The sequence below is a fragment of the Billgrantia lactosivorans genome (genome assembly GCF_003254665.1).
Lineage (GTDB): Bacteria > Pseudomonadota > Gammaproteobacteria > Pseudomonadales > Halomonadaceae > Halomonas > Halomonas lactosivorans.
Genome location: NZ_QHGY01000002.1, coordinates 107972 through 124583 on the forward strand (window position 1 = coordinate 107972; position 16612 = coordinate 124583).

General features: G+C 68.6%; 18 protein-coding genes. 10 read left to right on the top strand and 8 right to left on the bottom strand.

What is annotated here, in order from left to right; translation table 11 throughout:
* Nucleotides 1–167: 167 nt before the first annotated feature.
* Nucleotides 168–1121, top strand: coding sequence for an acetyl-CoA carboxylase carboxyl transferase subunit alpha (gene accA / locus DIS04_RS06075; RefSeq protein WP_111412890.1), 954 nt, complete (start codon nucleotides 168–170; stop codon nucleotides 1119–1121).
* Nucleotides 1105–2409 (top strand): tRNA lysidine(34) synthetase TilS, encoded by a 1305-nt coding sequence (gene tilS / locus DIS04_RS06080; protein ID WP_111412891.1) that lies wholly within the window; start codon nucleotides 1105–1107, stop codon nucleotides 2407–2409. Before accA ends, tilS begins: the two co-directional genes overlap by 17 nt.
* Nucleotides 2410–2413: 4 nt before the next feature.
* On the opposite strand, the gene DIS04_RS06085 is transcribed toward tilS, so the two are convergent.
* Entirely contained in the window at nucleotides 2414–3385 is a 972-nt protein-coding gene (locus DIS04_RS06085; protein ID WP_111412892.1) for a Ppx/GppA phosphatase family protein, read from the bottom strand.
* 459 nt (nucleotides 3386–3844) lie between these two features.
* Between DIS04_RS06085 and rho the strand changes: the two genes are divergently transcribed.
* From rho to DIS04_RS06115, 7 genes are all read left to right on the top strand, one after another.
* Complete coding sequence (gene rho / locus DIS04_RS06090; RefSeq protein ID WP_111412893.1) at nucleotides 3845–5104, top strand: transcription termination factor Rho; 1260 nt, start codon at nucleotides 3845–3847, stop codon at nucleotides 5102–5104.
* Nucleotides 5105–5176: 72 nt separating this feature from the next.
* Nucleotides 5177–6676 (top strand): 4-hydroxy-3-polyprenylbenzoate decarboxylase, encoded by a 1500-nt coding sequence (gene ubiD, locus DIS04_RS06095; RefSeq protein WP_111412894.1) that lies wholly within the window; start codon nucleotides 5177–5179, stop codon nucleotides 6674–6676.
* Nucleotides 6673–7452: an NAD(P)H-flavin reductase gene (locus DIS04_RS06100; RefSeq protein WP_111412895.1), complete on the top strand. Its 780-nt coding sequence runs from the start codon at nucleotides 6673–6675 to the stop codon at nucleotides 7450–7452. The genes ubiD and DIS04_RS06100 overlap by 4 nt, the downstream gene beginning before the upstream one ends.
* On the top strand, nucleotides 7449–8162 hold the full coding sequence (gene folM / locus DIS04_RS06105; RefSeq protein WP_111412896.1) for a dihydromonapterin reductase: 714 nt from the start codon (nucleotides 7449–7451) through the stop codon (nucleotides 8160–8162). The genes DIS04_RS06100 and folM overlap by 4 nt, the downstream gene beginning before the upstream one ends.
* Before the next feature lie 37 nt (nucleotides 8163–8199).
* Entirely contained in the window at nucleotides 8200–8325 is a 126-nt protein-coding gene (locus tag DIS04_RS20830; protein ID WP_281270172.1) for a hypothetical protein, read from the top strand.
* 484 nt (nucleotides 8326–8809) lie between these two features.
* Nucleotides 8810–9892, top strand: coding sequence for a 3-deoxy-7-phosphoheptulonate synthase (locus DIS04_RS06110; RefSeq protein WP_111412897.1), 1083 nt, complete (start codon nucleotides 8810–8812; stop codon nucleotides 9890–9892).
* A 72-nt stretch (nucleotides 9893–9964) separates the two neighbouring features.
* Nucleotides 9965–10477 carry a DUF3087 family protein gene (locus DIS04_RS06115; RefSeq protein ID WP_111412898.1) on the top strand — a complete coding sequence of 171 codons (513 nt, stop codon included), beginning with the start codon at nucleotides 9965–9967 and terminating at the stop codon, nucleotides 10475–10477.
* Here DIS04_RS06115 and hemB read toward each other — a convergent pair.
* Nucleotides 10474–11472: a porphobilinogen synthase gene (gene hemB / locus DIS04_RS06120; protein WP_422667696.1), complete on the bottom strand. Its 999-nt coding sequence runs from the start codon at nucleotides 11470–11472 to the stop codon at nucleotides 10474–10476. The genes DIS04_RS06115 and hemB overlap by 4 nt on opposite strands.
* A gap of 242 nt (nucleotides 11473–11714) precedes the next feature.
* Here hemB and elbB point away from each other — a divergent pair, with 242 nt between their 5' ends.
* A complete protein-coding gene (gene elbB, locus DIS04_RS06125) occupies nucleotides 11715–12377 on the top strand; it encodes an isoprenoid biosynthesis glyoxalase ElbB (protein ID WP_111412900.1) in 663 nt (220 codons plus the stop codon).
* Between the two features lie 73 nt (nucleotides 12378–12450).
* Here elbB and tatC read toward each other — a convergent pair whose 3' ends face one another.
* Genes tatC through DIS04_RS06155 form a run of 6 tightly spaced genes read right to left on the bottom strand, consistent with a single transcriptional unit; the run spans nucleotide 12451 to nucleotide 16606 of the window.
* Nucleotides 12451–13230, bottom strand: a complete 780-nt coding sequence (gene tatC, locus DIS04_RS06130; RefSeq protein WP_111412901.1) for a twin-arginine translocase subunit TatC — start codon at nucleotides 13228–13230, stop codon at nucleotides 12451–12453.
* The gene (gene tatB / locus DIS04_RS06135) at nucleotides 13227–13655 is read right to left on the bottom strand and encodes a Sec-independent protein translocase protein TatB (protein WP_111412902.1); all 429 of its coding nucleotides are present in this window, start codon (nucleotides 13653–13655) and stop codon (nucleotides 13227–13229) included. The genes tatC and tatB overlap by 4 nt, the downstream gene beginning before the upstream one ends.
* A gap of 6 nt (nucleotides 13656–13661) precedes the next feature.
* Nucleotides 13662–13931, bottom strand: a complete 270-nt coding sequence (tatA, locus tag DIS04_RS06140) for a Sec-independent protein translocase subunit TatA (protein WP_111412903.1) — start codon at nucleotides 13929–13931, stop codon at nucleotides 13662–13664.
* Nucleotides 13932–13979: 48 nt separating this feature from the next.
* The gene (locus DIS04_RS06145) at nucleotides 13980–14315 is read right to left on the bottom strand and encodes a phosphoribosyl-ATP diphosphatase (protein WP_111412904.1); all 336 of its coding nucleotides are present in this window, start codon (nucleotides 14313–14315) and stop codon (nucleotides 13980–13982) included.
* A gap of 30 nt (nucleotides 14316–14345) precedes the next feature.
* On the bottom strand, nucleotides 14346–15968 hold the full coding sequence (gene ubiB / locus DIS04_RS06150; protein WP_111413302.1) for a ubiquinone biosynthesis regulatory protein kinase UbiB: 1623 nt from the start codon (nucleotides 15966–15968) through the stop codon (nucleotides 14346–14348).
* Nucleotides 15968–16606: a ubiquinone biosynthesis accessory factor UbiJ gene (locus DIS04_RS06155; protein WP_111412905.1), complete on the bottom strand. Its 639-nt coding sequence runs from the start codon at nucleotides 16604–16606 to the stop codon at nucleotides 15968–15970. Before DIS04_RS06155 ends, ubiB begins: the two co-directional genes overlap by 1 nt.
* Between the last annotated feature and the right edge of the window lie 6 nt (nucleotides 16607–16612).

Below are 16612 nucleotides of genomic sequence, written 5' to 3' on the forward strand. Positions count from 1 at the left end.
GGGTGTTGGCGCCGAGAAAGGCAGCGGGGCTGGCAAGAACACCTTATGTCCTGCCTTGCGTAGGGCGTTGAGGGTGCGATAATGCCCGACACTCGATTTCATGGCTTCCGGGGCGAACAGCGTTCATCATGCCTCGGCGACAGCAAAGACAAGGCGGCCCAGCCACTATGAATCCCAACTACCTCGATTTCGAACAGCCCATCGCCGAACTCCAGGCCAAGATCGAAGAACTGCGCCTGGTCGGCACCGACAGCCAGCTCAACCTCAGCGACGAGATCAGTCGCCTTGAGGAGAAGAGCCGCAAGCTCACCGACTCGATCTTCAAGGACCTGAGCCCCTGGCAGGTGTCGCAGCTCTCGCGCCACCCCCAGCGCCCCTATACCCTCGACTACCTCGAACACATCTTCACCGACTTCGACGAATTGCACGGCGACCGCCGCTTCGCCGACGACCCGGCCATCGTCGGCGGCATCGCCCGCCTCGATGACCGTCCGGTGATGGTCATCGGCCACCAGAAGGGCCGCGACGTGAAGGAGAAGGTGCGGCGCAACTTCGGCATGCCTCGGCCCGAGGGCTACCGCAAGGCGTGTCGCCTGATGGAGATGGCCGAGCGCTTCCGGATGCCGGTGCTCACCTTCATCGACACCCCGGGGGCCTATCCCGGCATCGACGCCGAGGAACGCGGCCAGAGCGAGGCCATCGCCTACAACCTGGCGGTGATGTCGCGGCTCAAGACGCCGATCGTCTCCACCGTGGTGGGCGAGGGCGGCTCCGGCGGGGCGCTGGCCATCGGCGTGTGCGACGAGCTGGCCATGCTGCAGTACTCCACCTACTCGGTGATCTCCCCCGAGGGCTGCGCCTCGATCCTGTGGAAGAGCGCCGAGAAGGCCGCCGACGCCGCCCAGGCCATGGGCATTACCGCCGAGCGGCTGCAGGAGCTCGGTTTCGTCGACACCCTGATCGAGGAGCCGCTAGGCGGCGCCCACCGCCATCCCCAGACCACGGCGGAACGGGTCAAGGAGGCGCTGCTGGCGAGTCTCGACCGCCTCGAGGCGATGGAGACCGAGGCGCTCCTCGAACGGCGCTATGAGCGCCTGATGAGCTATGGCGCACCGGCATAAGAGAGTCTCGCTGCAGGCCCTGATCGACGACGCCCTGGCGGAAACCCCGCCGGGGCGTGTCGTCTGGGTGGCGCTCTCCGGCGGGATGGATTCGAGCCTGCTGCTCACCCTGGCGGCCGCGGCGTGCCGTCGACATCCCCGGCCGCTGCGTACGCTGCACGTCCACCACGGCCTGCAGGCCGCTGCCGACGACTTCGAGACCCACTGCCGCCGGCTCGCCTCGCGGCTCGGCGTACCGCTGTTCGTCGAGCGCGTGGCGGTCGAGCGCGACGCCGGGCTGGGGCTCGAGGGCGCCGCGCGCCAGGCGCGCTATGCCGCCTTCGCCCGCCGCGTGGCGCCGGGCGAAACGCTGTGGCTGGCCCAGCACCGCGACGACCAGGCCGAGACCTTCCTGCTCGCCGCCCTGCGTGGCAGCGGCGTGCGCGGCCTGGCGGGCATGCCGTCCGAACGCGAGTGGCAGGGCAGGCGCCTGGTGCGCCCCCTGCTCGCCCGCTCGCGGGCCGAGCTCGAGGCCGAGGCCGGGCGGCGCGGGCTGCACTGGGTCGACGATCCCTCCAACGCCGACGAGACCCTGGACCGCAACTTCCTGCGCCGCCGCGTGCTGACGCTGCTGGCGCAACGCTGGCCTCAGGCGGGCGAGACGCTGGCGAGCAGCGCTTGCCACGCTGCCGAGGCCGAGGCGTTGATCGCCGAACGCGCCGCCGAGGATCTGGCGACCCTTGGCGGCGACCCCGCCCGGCTGCCGCTGGCGGGGCTCGCGGAGCTGTCGCCCGCCCGCCGCCGCGCGTTGTTGCGACATGCCTGCCACCGTCTGGAGTTGCTCACGCCGCCCGCGGCGCGTCTCGAGGCGCTGCTGGCCCAGTTCGATGCCCGTCATGACGCCCGGGTGAGGGTCAGCTGGGCCGGCGCCGAGGCGAGGATCTGGCGCGGACACCTTCACTTCTTGCCGAGCCGGCCGCCGCTGGCGCCGACGTGGCTGGTCGAATGGGACGGCGTCTCCCTCCTGGCGACCCCTTGGCGGACCGTCGACGTCAAGCTCGTGCCCGAGGAGGGCGGCCAGGCTTCGCTGCGCCTCATGCCGCGCCAGGGCGGCGAGAGCCTGCGTCTGGCACGGCGCGGAAGTCGCGATCTCAAGCGCCTGCTGCAGGAGAGGGAGGTGCCGCCGTGGGAGCGGGAGCGGCTGCTGGTGGCATGGCACGGCGAGACGCCCGTGGCGGTGCTTCAGCCCGATGCGATGCGCTGGCTGGCGGTAGCCGAAGGCTGGCGGGCGGAGGTCGGGAAAGAGTGAAGGCTCAGGGCCGCGACGCCTCGCGCGCCAGCATGTCGTGCAGCACCCCTTCGCGCAGCGCGCCATCGGCATAGCGCATCGTGGTCAGCTCGAACGCCTCGAAGATCGCCGCGAGAATCGCCACACCGGCCGGGAAGATGCGCGCGCGATCGGGCTTGAGCCCTTCCAGGGCGACCCGCTCGAGATGGCCGCAGTCGATCAGGCGCTGGCGCAGCTCTGCCAGGCCGGCCCGGCAGATCTCGCCGGGCGTGCCGCCGCTGGTGGCAAGCACCGAGGCGGCCGCCTTGATCGTGCCGCTGGAACCCAGGGCCTCGTCCCAGCCCAGCTCGCTGTAGCTCGCCCGGAGGGGGGCGAGCTGGGCCCGTACGTCCGCTTCGGCCTGGTCCATGCGCGCCGCGCTCAAGTGACCATCGGCGAAGTGGCGCCGGGTGTGGGTCACGCAGCCGATGTCGAGGCTCTCCAGCATCAGCGGCTTCAAACGTTCGCCGACGATGAACTCGGTGGAGCCCCCGCCGATGTCCACGACCAGGCGACGACCGCTCTCGGCCATGGCGTGGGCCGCGCCCAGGTAGATCAGGCGCGCTTCCTCGTGCCCCGGGATCACCTCGACGCGGCAGCCCAGCAGCGCCTCGGCACGCTCAACGAAGGACTGCCGATTGCGCGCCGTGCGCAGCGCGCTGGTACCCACCACGCGCAGACGATCGGCAACCACACCATCCAGCAGCGGGGCGAAACGCGAGAGGCACGCCATGGCGCGTTCCATCGCGGCCTCGTCGAGGCGGTTGGTGGCATCCAGGCCGGCGGCCAGCTGCACCTTCTCGCCCAGTCGGGCCACGACCTGAAGCCGGCCAGCCTGATGATGCGCGACCAGCAGGTGAAAGCTGTTGGAGCCCAGGTCGATCGCGGCCAGGCGCTGCGCCGGGGGCACGTCGGGGGCATCGCTGACGAGGTTGGGCCGTTCCGTGGGTGAGTTCATCGAGGCATCCTGACGGTCAATGGCTAAAGGTTGCGGCGACTCCTCCGGCCTGTCAATCGCCCCAGGTTGATCTGCGGGGTTGCGTTCCTCGCCGGCCTTGACTAACATCGGGTCGTTCGCCTGTTCCGAATGCTTTCCGACCGAGACACGACGTCCGCGTCGCGGTCAACATCAAGTCGTCAGTCAGCCCCCTTCTTGTCGCTCTGTCATGTGCCGTTTGCCTTGGTGGCACGCGAAATGCACCAGGCGAAGATTCCAGGCGACAAGAAGCGCTGCTCCCTCGAACACGATACCGTGCCGGCGACCCTTGCGCAGAGTGGTCGTATCGCGACGGGCATCGCTCATGAGCGACAGCTTGCCGGGCTCTGAACGCACCCAAGCGGCGTACCGTTCTTTCTCCGCACCATTCCCACGGCCGCCGTGCCGCCACGCTGACATGAGCAACTTCCGAACGCACCGATGAATCTTACCGAACTCAAGCAAAAATCCGTGCCAGACCTTCTGGAGATCGCCCGCGAGATGGGCATCGACAACCTGGCCCGCTCGCGCAAGCAGGACATCATCTTCGCCATCCTCAAGAAGCACGCCAAGAGCGGCGAGGACATCTATGGCGATGGCGTCCTGGAAATCCTCCAGGACGGCTTCGGCTTCCTGCGCAGCGCCGACAGCTCCTACCTGGCCGGCCCCGACGACATCTACGTCTCGCCGTCGCAGATCCGTCGCTTCAACCTGCGCAAGGGGGATTCGATCTCCGGCAAGATTCGTCCGCCGAAGGAAGGGGAGCGCTACTTCGCGCTGCTCAAGGTCAGCCAGATCAACTTCGACAAGCCGGAAAACGCCAAGCACAAGATCCTGTTCGAGAACCTCACGCCGCTGTTCCCCCAGGAGCGGCTGCGCATGGAGATCGGCAACGGTTCCACCGAGGATCTCACGGCGCGCATCATCGACCTCACCGCCCCCATCGGCAAGGGCCAGCGCGGCCTGATCGTGTCGCCGCCGAAGGCGGGCAAGACGCTGATGCTGCAGAACATCGCCACCTCGATCACGCGCAACAACCCCGAGTGCCACCTGATCGTGCTGCTGATCGACGAGCGCCCGGAGGAAGTGACCGAGATGTCGCGCACCGTGCGCGGCGAGGTGGTCGCCTCGACCTTCGACGAGCCGCCGGCACGCCACGTGCAGGTCGCCGAGATGGTCATCGAGAAGGCCAAGCGCCTGGTCGAGCACAAGAAGGACGTGGTCATCCTGCTCGACTCCATCACCCGCCTGGCGCGCGCCTACAACACCGTGGTGCCGAGCTCCGGCAAGGTGCTCACCGGCGGCGTCGACGCTCACGCCCTGGAGAAGCCCAAGCGCTTCTTCGGTGCCGCGCGCAACATCGAGGAGGGCGGCAGCCTGACCATCATCGCCACCGCGCTGGTCGACACCGGCTCGAAGATGGACGAGGTGATCTTCGAGGAGTTCAAGGGTACCGGCAACATGGAGGCCCACCTCGACCGCAAGCTGGCCGAGCGCCGCGTCTACCCCGCAATCAACATTCGCCGCTCCGGCACCCGCCGCGAGGACCTGATCGCCTCCGAGGACGAGATGCAGCGCATGTGGATCCTGCGCAAGCTGCTCAACCCGATGGAGGATACCGCGGCCACCGAGTTCCTCATCGACCGCCTGAAAGATACCAAGACCAACCTTGAGTTCTTCGAAGCCATGAAACGCCGCTAGGCTGGATCGGCGGTGCGCAAAGGGGCGGCGTGCTAAGCTGCCCCTTTCGTCGTTCCGGAAACGAGAATTGGAATGAAGTACAAGGACCTGCGCGACTTCATCGCCGCTCTGGAGGCCCAGGGCGAGCTGATACGGGTGTCTGCCGAGGTGGACCCCTACCTCGAGATCACCGAGATCTGCGACCGCACCCTGCGCGCCGGGGGGCCGGCGCTGCTGTTCGAGAACGTCAAGGGCCATGACATGCCGCTGCTGGGCAACCTGTTCGGCACGCCCAGGCGGGTCGCCATGGGCATGGGCCAGGATTCGGTCGCGGCGCTGCGCGAGGTGGGCGAGCTGCTGGCCTTCCTCAAGGAGCCCGAGCCGCCCAAGGGCTTCCGTGACGCCTGGGACAAGCTGCCGATCTTCAAGCAGGTGATGAGCATGGGGCCGAGGACGGTGCGCAGCGCGCCGGTGCAGGAGGTGGTGCTCGAGGGCGACGCGGTCGACCTCGACCGGCTGCCGATCCAGCACTGCTGGCCCGGCGATGCGGCACCGCTGGTCACCTGGCCGCTGGTGGTGACCCGCGGGCCGCACAAGAAGCGCCAGAACCTGGGCATCTACCGCCAGCAGAAGCTGTCGAAGAACCGCCTGATCATGCGCTGGCTGTCGCACCGCGGCGGCGCGCTGGATTTCCAGGAGTTCCAGCAGGCCCACCCGGGCGAGCCCTTCCCGGTGGCGGTGGCGCTGGGCGCCGACCCGGCCACCATCCTCGGCGCGGTGACCCCGGTACCGGATTCGCTCTCCGAGTACGCCTTCGCCGGGCTCTTGCGCGGCTCGCGCACCGAGCTGGTGAAGTGCGGCCACGCCGACCTCGAGGTACCGGCCTCGGCCGAGATCATCCTCGAGGGCTTCATCCATCCCGGCGACACGGCGCCGGAAGGCCCCTACGGCGACCATACCGGCTACTACAACGAGGTCGACGAGTTCCCGGTGTTCACGGTGACGCGCATGACCCTGCGCCGCGACGCCATCTACCACTCGACCTACACCGGTCGGCCGCCCGACGAGCCGGCGATCCTCGGCCTCGCGCTCAACGAAGTGTTCGTGCCGATCCTGCGCAGGCAGTTTCCCGAGATCGTCGATTTCTACCTGCCGCCGGAGGGCTGCTCCTACCGCATGGCGGTGGTGACCATGAAGAAACAGTACCCGGGGCACGCCAAGCGCGTGATGATGGGGGTATGGAGCTTCCTGCGCCAGTTCATGTACACCAAGTTCGTGGTGGTGCTCGACGACGACGTCGACGCGCGCGACTGGAAGGACGTGATCTGGGCCATCACCACCCGCATGGACCCGGCCCGGGACACCGTGATGGTCGAGAACACCCCCATCGACTACCTCGACTTCGCCTCGCCGGTGGCGGGGCTGGGCTCGAAGATGGGGCTCGACGCCACCAGCAAGTGGCCCGGCGAGACCGAGCGAGAATGGGGCACGCCCATCGTCATGGACGAGGCCGTCAAGGCCCGCGTCAGCGAACGCTGGAACGAGCTGGGCATCGACCTGCCCCCACACCCTGACGACACGAGGCTTGCATGACCCCGAGGACCCTGAGCTGTCAGGTGACGGCGGTGGAGGACCTGACCCCCGACGTGTTCCGTGTGCGCCTGGAAGGGCGCGCCGAGGCCATGGCCCACGCGCCCGGCCAGTATCTCGAACTCAAGCTGGACGACGAGACCTGGGTGCCGTTCTCCATTGCCAGCGCGCATGCCGGCGACGGCACCCTGGAGTTGCACATCCAGCACTGGCCGGAGCGCGAGAACTCCGCCCGGCTGCGCGAGATGATCGTGGTGGCGCATCACCTGACGGTGCGCCTTCCCGGCGGCGACTGCGTACTCGATACCACCAGCCGGCGGCCGCTGCTGCTGGTCGCTGCCGGCACCGGCTTCGCCCAGATGAAGGCGATCGTCGAGGCCTCGCTGCACGAGGCGCCAGAGCGCCCCATCGAGCTGTGGTGGGCGGCTCGCGAGCGGCGCGACCTCTACCTCGAGAGCCTGCCGCGCAGCTGGGCCGAGCAGCACGACAACCTGCGCTTCCATGTGGTCACCGAGGTGAGGCCGGAGCCTGCCGTGACGGGCGAGCGCACCCTGGGCCACCTGGGACGCATCGACCAGGCCCTGGCGACGGGGCTCGAGGACGTCAGCGGCCACGACGTCTACCTGTCCGGTTCGCCGGGCATGGTCTACGCTTGCGTCGACGTGCTGGCCTCGCTGGGGCTCGAGCCGTCGCGAGTGTTCTCCGACGTCTTCGCCTATGCGCCGCGCCGGCCGCTGGTGCCCACCGCCGGCGTGCTGCGGCGAGGGGGCGTACGGTGAGTGCCGCGCCGATCCTGATCACCGGCGGCGCCCAGCGCCTGGGTCGCCACTGCGCCGAGCGACTGGTGGACGACGGCCACCCGGTGATCGTCAGCTACCGCCGCGAACGAGACGAGCTCGAGGCCATGCGCCGCCGGGGCATCGTCACCCTGCAGGCGGATTTCGCCAGCGAGACGGGCATCCTCGACTTCATCAGTCGGCTCAAGGCTGTGACCCCGGCGCTGCGGGCCATCGTGCACAACGCCAGCGACTGGGCGCCCGATGCCCAGGGGGAGGCTGCCGGAGCCAACTTCGAGCGGCTCTTCCGCGTGCACATGCTCGCCCCCTACCTGATCAACCTGCACGGGCGAGAGCTGCTCGACGCCTGCAGCGAGCCCCAGCGCGACATCGTGCACATGACCGACTACGTGGTGCAGAAGGGCTCCAGGCGGCATGCGGCCTATGCCGCGACCAAGGCGGGGCTGGCCAACCTGACGCTCTCCTTCGCGGCGATGTACGCTCCCGAGATCCAGGTCAACGCCATCGCCCCCGCGCTGATCATGCTGGGCGAGGGCGATGACGAGGCCTACGCCGAGAAGGCGCGGGCCAAGTCGGCGATGGGGATGGTGCCCGGCCCCGGGGTGATCTACCAGAGCCTGCGCTACCTGCTCGACAACCGCTACGTCACCGGCATCACGCTACCGGTCGATGGCGGCCGCCACCTTCGCTAGAATGGTACTTCCCCCTGACAACTCGAGAGGAGTCGACATGGCGAACGACCATGACTTCAAGGATGACAGCGGCCTGCTGTCGATCGTGCTGGGCCTGGTGGTGCTGGTCAGCATGGCGGCCTTGCCGGCGACGATCGGCTGGTACCAGGTGATCACCGGCTGACGGCCCCGCTTGCCAAGCCTGCCCGGATCGGGCACGATGAGACCACTACTACGGGAGACCCCCCATGACACCGAACCGACACTCGACAGCCATCGCCTGCAACCGCGCCCCGTGCGCGGCGGCGCCTGGTGTCGGCTTCGGCGGTCAGTACTGGTACTGGTTTAGTGCCGGTGTGCCCGTGGCCGGGTCCTGAGCGAGGACAGCCACCCAGGCACACCCTAACCGGGTTGCCTCCCCAGAAACCCCCGGTCGGCAACCCGACCGGGGGTTTCGCGTTTTCGGCCCGCTAGAATGCAACCACAGGAGAGATGCACCATGACCGCGTACCGCGCCACCTTCGCCGCCCACGCCCGTCACGCCTATCATGGCTGGGACTATGGCTGGCGATTTAGCGCCGCGCGGTCGGTCCAGTGCGCCACCTCCGACCGTGAGATGACCGGTGGCATGACGACACGATGTTTGCCGATCCCACGGAGTTGAGACCATGAATGCCCCCGCATCGCTAGCCGAATGCCTGGACGCGCGCCAAGGCGACCCTGCCATCACCGTCGCCAGCCGGGTCGGGATGACCCTGCCGACGCCCGGCGAACTGCGCCAGCGCCTGCCCGTATCGCCCCGAGTGGCGCAACGCCTCGCGACCCAGCGCCGCGCCATCCGAAATGTCGTTGCCGGCCGCGACGATCGCCTGCTGGTGGTCGTCGGTCCCTGTTCGATCCATGACCCCCTGGCGGCGCTGGAGTATGCCCGGCGCCTGGTCGAGCTGGTGCCGAAGGTGGAGGATCGCCTGCTGCCGGTGATGCGCGTCTACGTCGAGAAGCCGCGCACCACGGTGGGCTGGAAGGGGCTCGCCTACGATCCCGACCTGGACGGCAGCGGCGACATGGCCCGCGGCCTGCATCTCTCCCGTCACCTGATGCACGAAATCGCCGCGCTGGGCCTGCCGGTGGCCACCGAGCTGCTGCAGCCGATGCTGGCCGGCTACCTCGATGACCTGCTGGCCTGGGTCGCCATCGGCGCCCGCACCACCGAGTCGCAGCTGCATCGCGAACTGGCCAGCGGCCTGGACGCGGCGGTGGGCTTCAAGAACGCCACCAGCGGCGACGTGGGCGTGGCGGTGGATGCCCTTCGCGCGGCCGCCCAGCCGCACCAGCATTTCGGCCTCGACGACCAGGGGCGCCCCGTGTTGCGCGAGACCGCCGGCAACCCCCACGTCCACGTGGTGCTGCGCGGAGGCCACCGCGGGCCCAACCACGACAGCGCCTCGGTCCGTGCCGCGCGCGAGGTACTCGAGGGCGCCGGCCTGCCGGCCAGGCTGATGGTCGACTGCAGCCACGCCAATGCGTGCCGGGATCACCGCCGCCAGGCCGAGGTGCTGCGCGACGTGGTGGCGCAGCGGGCGGCGGGCGAGACGTCCCTCATGGGGTTGATGCTCGAGAGCCACCTCGAGGAGGGCAAGCAGCCCCTGGCGCCGGGTGCGCTGCGCCATGGCGTGTCGGTGACCGACCCCTGCCTGGGCTGGGAAGCCACCGAGGCGCTGCTGCTGGAGTCGGCCGAGCGGCTACGCTGAGCGAGGGGGCGACTGTACCTCGGCGCGCGATGTCGGGATAATCCCGCCATCGTGCCGCCACAGGAGCCCTGCATGCCGTTCGCCTTCGAACACCACGACCCCGAGACCTACCGTCGCAAGGCCAGGATCATCAGCGTGGCCATGGCCGGCCAGCTGATCGTCTTCGGCCTGGTGTTTTCGCAGCTGTTGGTGGCCACCTTCGGCTCCAGCCTGTGGCTCAATGCGCTCGGGGTGTTCCTCGGGCTGCTGGCCACCAGCCTGACCTTTGCCGTGCTGCGCGAGCGCCCGTGGATGCGCGAGATGCGCTACGTCTGGCAGCTCAAGCATCACCTCTCGCGGCTCAGCGGCTACCTCGCCACCCTGCGTCGTGAGATGGACCAGGGCAACGCGGTCGCCCTTCACCTGATGACCGCCTATCACCAGGGCATGGCCCAACTGGCCGAGTTCAACGGCCGCACCCTGGACGACGATGCCGAACTGCTCGGCGAGCGCGCCCGGATCCGCCAGCTGCGCGAGGAGCGCGGGCTGGCTTCCCGGGTCGACGGCTTCGACCCCCACGACCTGGCGGCCTTCAAGCGAGGCTAGCCGGCGAGCAGGCGCGCGGCGCGCTTGGCGAAATAGGTCAGCACGCCATCGGCGCCGGCGCGCTTGAAGCACGTCAGCGATTCGAGGATGACGGCGTCGGCGTCGAGCCAGCCGTTGTCGAAGGCGGCCATGTGCATGGCGTATTCGCCACTCACCTGATAGGCGTAGGTGGGCACCCGCAGCTCGTCCTTGACGCGCCTGACGACGTCCAGATAGGGCATGCCGGGCTTGACCATCACCATGTCGGCCCCCTCGGCCAGGTCCAGCGCCACCTCGTGCAGCGCCTCGTCGCTGTTGGCCGGGTCCATCTGGTAGGTGCGCTTGTCGGCCTTGCCGAGGTTGGCGGCCGAGCCCACCGCGTCGCGGAACGGGCCGTAGTAGCGCGAGGCGTACTTGGCGCTGTAGGCCATGATGCGAACGTTGTGCAGGTGTTCCTGCTCGAGCACCTGGCGGATCTCGCCGATGCGGCCGTCCATCATGTCCGAGGGCGCGACCACGTCGGCGCCGGCCTCGGCATGGGACAGCGCCTGCTTGAGCAGGGTCTCCACGGTGCGGTCGTTGAGCACGTAGCCGGCGTCGTCGATGATGCCGTCCTGGCCGTGGATGGTGTAGGGGTCGAGGGCCACGTCGGTGATGATGCCGAGCTCCGGCACGGCGGCCTTCAGCGCGCGCACGCTGCGCTGGACCAGGCCGTTGGCGTTGTAGGCCTCCTCGGCGAGCTCGCTCTTCAGCGCCTGTTCCACCACCGGGAACAGGGCCAGGGCGGGAATGCCGAGGTCGCGGGCCTCGCGCGCCTCCTCGATCAGCAGGTCCAGCGACAGCCGCTCCACCCCCGGCATCGAGGGCACGGCCTCGCGTCGTTGCTCGCCATCGAGCACGAACACCGGCCAGATCAGGTCGGCGGCGGTCAGGGTCGACTCGCGCATCAGGCGGCGCGAGAAGTCGTCGCGGCGCATGCGTCGCATGCGCGTGGCGGGGAACTGGCGCGTGGTCATGAAACTCAAGATGTTCTACTCCGGCTGTGGGGCCCCGTCGCGTCAATCGCCATGACGTGTTCCCAGGGCCCCGGCAAGGGTGACTGCGCAACGGCGCTCGATTGCGTTGGGTCGAGTATATCAGTGCCGCCCCGTGCGGAAAGTCGCGCCTTGTCGCACCCGTCGCGACTCTCTAAAGTGTGGGCTTCGGGATTCGAGGCAGAGCCTTTCGTTCGAGGCGCCTTCACAACAAGGAGAAGGGCATGAGCAAACAAGTGGCGGTCATCCTGTCGGGCTGCGGCGTGCAGGATGGCTCGGAGATCTACGAGACCACCCTGACGCTGCTGCGGCTCGATCAGTTGGGCATCGGCCATCGCTGCTTCGCGCCGGACATCCTGCAGCACCATGTGGTCGACCACCGCAGCGGCGAGGTGGCCGAGGGCGAACCGCGCAACGTGCTGACCGAGTCGGCCCGCCTGGCGCGGGGCAACATCGCGCCGCTGGAGGAGCTCGAGGCCGACGAATTCGACGCGGTGATCCTGCCCGGCGGCTTCGGCGCGGCCAAGAACCTGTCCAACTTCGCCGAGGCCGGCAGCGACATGGAGCCACTGCCCGAGCTGGTCGAGGCGCTGGCACCGTTCCACGAGGCGCGCAAGCCCATCGGCCTGATGTGCATCGCGCCGGCGCTGGTGCCCAAGCTGCTGGGGCCGGGCATCGCCGTGACCATCGGTCACGATCCGGGCGTCTCCGGCGCGATCAGCTCGATGGGCGGCCTGCACCGCAGCTGCGGCGTCGAGGACATCGTGGTCGATTTCGAGAACCGCGTGGTGACCACGCCGGCCTACATGCTCGCCACCCGCATTGGCGAGGCCGCCACCGGGATCTTCAAGCTGGTCGAGCGCATCGACGAGCTGATGGATCTGTGACCCATCGCGGCGATGCAAGGCGCCCCCGCTTCGCCGGAAGCGGGGGCGCTTGCGCTATGGCTCGCCGACCGGTTCAGGCGTCGTCCTGCTCCTCGGCCGACATCGCTGCGTCTTGCCGACGCCGGCGCACCAGGCGGCCGAACAGAATCCCTACCTCGTAGAGCAGGTACATCGGGATGGCCAGCAGGCTCTGGGAGATCACGTCGGGCGGCGTCAGCAGCATGCCGACCACGAAGCAGCCGAGGATGATGTAGGGCCGCTTCTTCGTCAGGCTCTCCACCGTGGTGGCGCCGGAGAGGATCAGCAGGAAGGTGGCGATGGGGATCTCGAAGGCCACGCCGAAGGCGAAGAACAGCTTGAGGACGAAGTTGAGGTACTGGTTGATGTCGGTCATCACCGCCACGTTCTCCGGCCCTGTCTGGGTGAAGAACTGGAACAGCAGCGGGAAGACGACGTAGTAGGCGAAGGCGGCGCCGGCATAGAACAGCCCCACGCTGGACGCCAGCAGCGGCAGCGCCAGGGCCTTCTCGTTGTCGTACAGCCCGGGGGCGACGAAGGCCCAGGCCTGGTGCAGCACGTAGGGGATGGCGACGAACACCGCCACCACCAGGGTCAGCTTGAACGGGGCCAGGAACGGCGAGGCCACCTCGGTGGCGATCATCTGCGAGCCTTCCGGCAGCATGCCCATCAGCGGCTGCGCCACGAAGGTATAGATCTCGTTGGCGAAGGGGTAGAGCCCCAGGAAGATCACGAAGATCGCCACCACGGCCCGCAGCAGGCGCGAACGCAGCTCGATCAGGTGCTCGATCAGCGGGGCCTGGCCAAGTTCCTGCTTGTCGTCGGAGTCGCTCATCGGGAAGCGGCGTCCTTGTCATCGTCGGAGGGGGTGGGCTCGCTGCCGGCAGTCCGGGCGTCGGCCAGGGCGTCGTCGAGGCGAGCGGAGGCCGGCGGTGGCGCCTCGCCGCCGCCCTCGGCCGAGGTGGGTCGCTTGGCATCGCCCTGGCCTGGCGTCGGAGCGGGGTCGGCGATGCTCTCCACGTCGCGCTTGGCCTTGCTCAGGCTCTCGTCGAGCTTGGCCTGCTGCTCCTTGAGCTTCTGGCGCAGCTCCTCCGCCTCGAGCTGCGAGTTGATCTCTCGCTGCATGCTCGACACGGTGCGCTTGATCTTGCCGACCCACAGCCCCACGGTGCGCGCCGCCTTGGGCAGGCGCTCCGGGCCGAGCACGAGCAGACCCACGATCCCGAGGACCAGGAGTTCGAGGAAGCCGATATCGAACATGGAGGCTTACTTGCGCTCTTCCCGTTCCTCGACGCTGTCCGCCGCCTTCTTTTCCTCGGCGCGAACGTCATACGTGTTGGGCTGCTCTTCGTGGGTCACCTTGGCCTGCGGCTGGTCGTCCTTGCCCGCCTTGTCTTCCTCGTTGACGGCCTGCTTGAAGCCCTTGACCGCGCCGCCCAGGTCGGAGCCGACGTTGCGCAGCTTCTTGGTGCCGAAGATCAGGATGATGATGCCGAGTACGATCAGCAGTTGCCAGATACTGATGCCACCTAACATGAAGGGTTACCTCTGAGTCGGGTTTCCGGCGAATCCGGAAGACAATGTTCACTTTGACCTTGCGGCCTTCTCTTCGTGCCCGGAAATTCCGAAACGACGGGCCAGCTCGTCAAGCACGTCCCGGTGGTCGAGACCGAGATGCGACAGCATCACCAGGCTATGAAACCACAGGTCGGCGGTTTCGGCGACAAGTGCCTTGCGTTCGGCGTCGCCACCGGTCTCGGCGTCCTTGGCCGCCAGCAGGGTCTCCGTGGCTTCCTCGCCGACCTTCTCGAGTATCTTGTTCAGCCCCTTGTCGTGCAAGGCGGCTACGTAGGATTCGTCGGGATCGGCGCTGCGTCGTTGGCTCACAACGTCGAAGAGTTCATCGAGAATATCACGCATGCGGGCGGCTCCGATTGCGATAGGTCAAGATCATTGCCAGGCCAGCAGCGCCAGGCCCAGCCCGGCCATCAGCAGCAGCGGCCAGGGTTGGTTGGCGCTCCATTCGGCCAGCGGCTGCCAGGCCAGCGCCAGGCCGGCGAGCAGCAGGCCCAGGCGCAGCCGGCGCCAGCTGCGCCGCTTCTCGCGCAGCTGGTGCTGGATGTCACCCAGGGCCTGGGCCTGGCGGCGACGCTGGCGATGCTCGTGCTCGATGCGGCTGAGCGCCTGGTGGGCCACCGAGGGCAGCTCGGGCAGCTGGCGCGACAGCTCCGGCGCCTGGCGCTTGAGCGATTCCCACAGCCCTACCGCCCCGGCGCGCTCGTGCATCCAGCGCTCCAGGTAGGGCTTGGCGGTGCTCCACAGGTCGAGGTCGGGATAGAGCTGGCGCCCCAGGCCCTCGATGTTGAGCAGGGTCTTCTGCAGCAGCACCAGTTGCGGCTGTACCTCCATGTTGAAGCGGCGTGCGGTCTGGAACAGCCCGAGCAGCACCTGGCCGAAGGAGATGTCCTTGAGCGGCTTCTCCAGGATCGGCTCGCACACCGTGCGGATGGCGGCGGCGAATTCGTTGGCGCGGGTGTCCTCGCCGACCCAGCCCGACTCGATGTGCAGCGCGGCGACCTCGTAGTAATCCTGGTGGAAGAAGGCGAGCAGGTTGCGCGCCAGGTAGTCCTGGTCCTCGCGGGTGAGGCTGCCGACGATGCCGCAGTCGATGGCGATGTACTGGGGATCGTGGGGGTGCTCGCGGGAAACGAAGATGTTGCCCGGGTGCATGTCGGCATGGAAGAAGTTGTCGCGGAACACCTGGGTGAAGAAGATCTCCACGCCGCGCTCGGCGAGCCGCTTGAGATCGGTGCCCTGGGCGCGCAGCGCGGCGATGTCGGCCACCGGGATGCCGTGGATGCGCTCCTGCACCATGACCCGGCGGCGGGTATGCGACCAGTGGACGGTGGGTACGTGGAGCAGCGGCGAATCCTTGAAGTTGCGCTTGAGCTGCGAGGTGTTGGCCGCCTCCTTGTGCAGGTCGAGCTCGTCGAACAGGGTGGCCTCGTAGTCGCGTACCACTTCCACCGGGCGCAGGCGGCGTGCCTCGGGAATCAGGCTCAGCAGACCGGCCACGCGGTACATCAGGGCCATGTCCTGGCGCATCACGCGGTCGATGGCGGGGCGGATGATCTTGACCACCACGTCCTCGCCGCTGTGCAGGCGGGCGGCGTGCACCTGGGCGATCGAGGCCGAGGCGAGCGGCTCGGCCTCGAAGTGGGCAAAGGCGAGGTCGAGGGGCATGCGCAGCTCGGTCTCGACCAGCGCCCTGGCGTCTTCGCCGGGGAAGGGGGGGACCTGGTCCTGCAGGCGGCGCAGCTCGTCGGCGATCTCCTCGGGCAGCAGGTCGCGGCGGGTCGAGAGCAGCTGGCCGAACTTGACGAAGATCGGGCCCAGCGACTCGAGCGCCAGGCGCAGGCGCGCGCCGCCCGTGCGCCGGCCAACCGGCACCAGGCGCAGCGGCGAGAGCAGGAACGCCAGGCGCAGCCACCACGGCAGGCGCTTTAGCGGCAGCAGGGTATCGAGGCGGTAGCGGGTGATCACCCAGATGATGCGCAGCAGGCGGAGCCCCATCATGGCGTGGCCTCGTGTTCCAGTCGACGGCGCAGCCGGGCCAGGCGGGCGTCGAGGCGGTCGGCGGCCACTTCCAGTTCGGTGAGGTGGTCGCGCAGGGCCTCGAACTGGTGCCGTCCGGGCAGCAGGCGCGCCTCCTCGAACACGTACTCGGCGATGTCGGCGCGCAGCTCCTGCTGGGCGCGCAGTCCCCAGCGGACCATGCGCCTGAGCCCTTCGGCCAGGCTGTGGGCGGGCACCTCGCCGAGCCAGCGGGCGAGCTCCGCCTCCCAGTCGATGTCGAGGTCGAAGAACAGCTCGCGGACCTCCTCGAGCAGGTGGACCCGACCGCGAACCGCCAGGCGGCCGCGAAACATCAGCCGCTCCATCGGCTCGCCGCCGAGCAGCTCGACGAGGGCCTCGGTGTCGAGCTCGACCACGGCGTCGGCGGCGTTTTCGTCGGGTTCGTCCTGGCGCATCAGGTCGACCCCGTGGGCATGGAAGCTCAGCAGCAGCGTCAGGGTGGGGGGTTCCAGGCGCAGCAGCAAGCGGCTGCCGGCCAGCCGCGCCAGGCGCGAAGGGGCGGCCAGGTCGCGGGCGAGCAGGGCGTTGAGGGTGCGCTCGATGCCTGCCAGCAGCAGGGGCGGGGTCAGCGTCATCGGGAC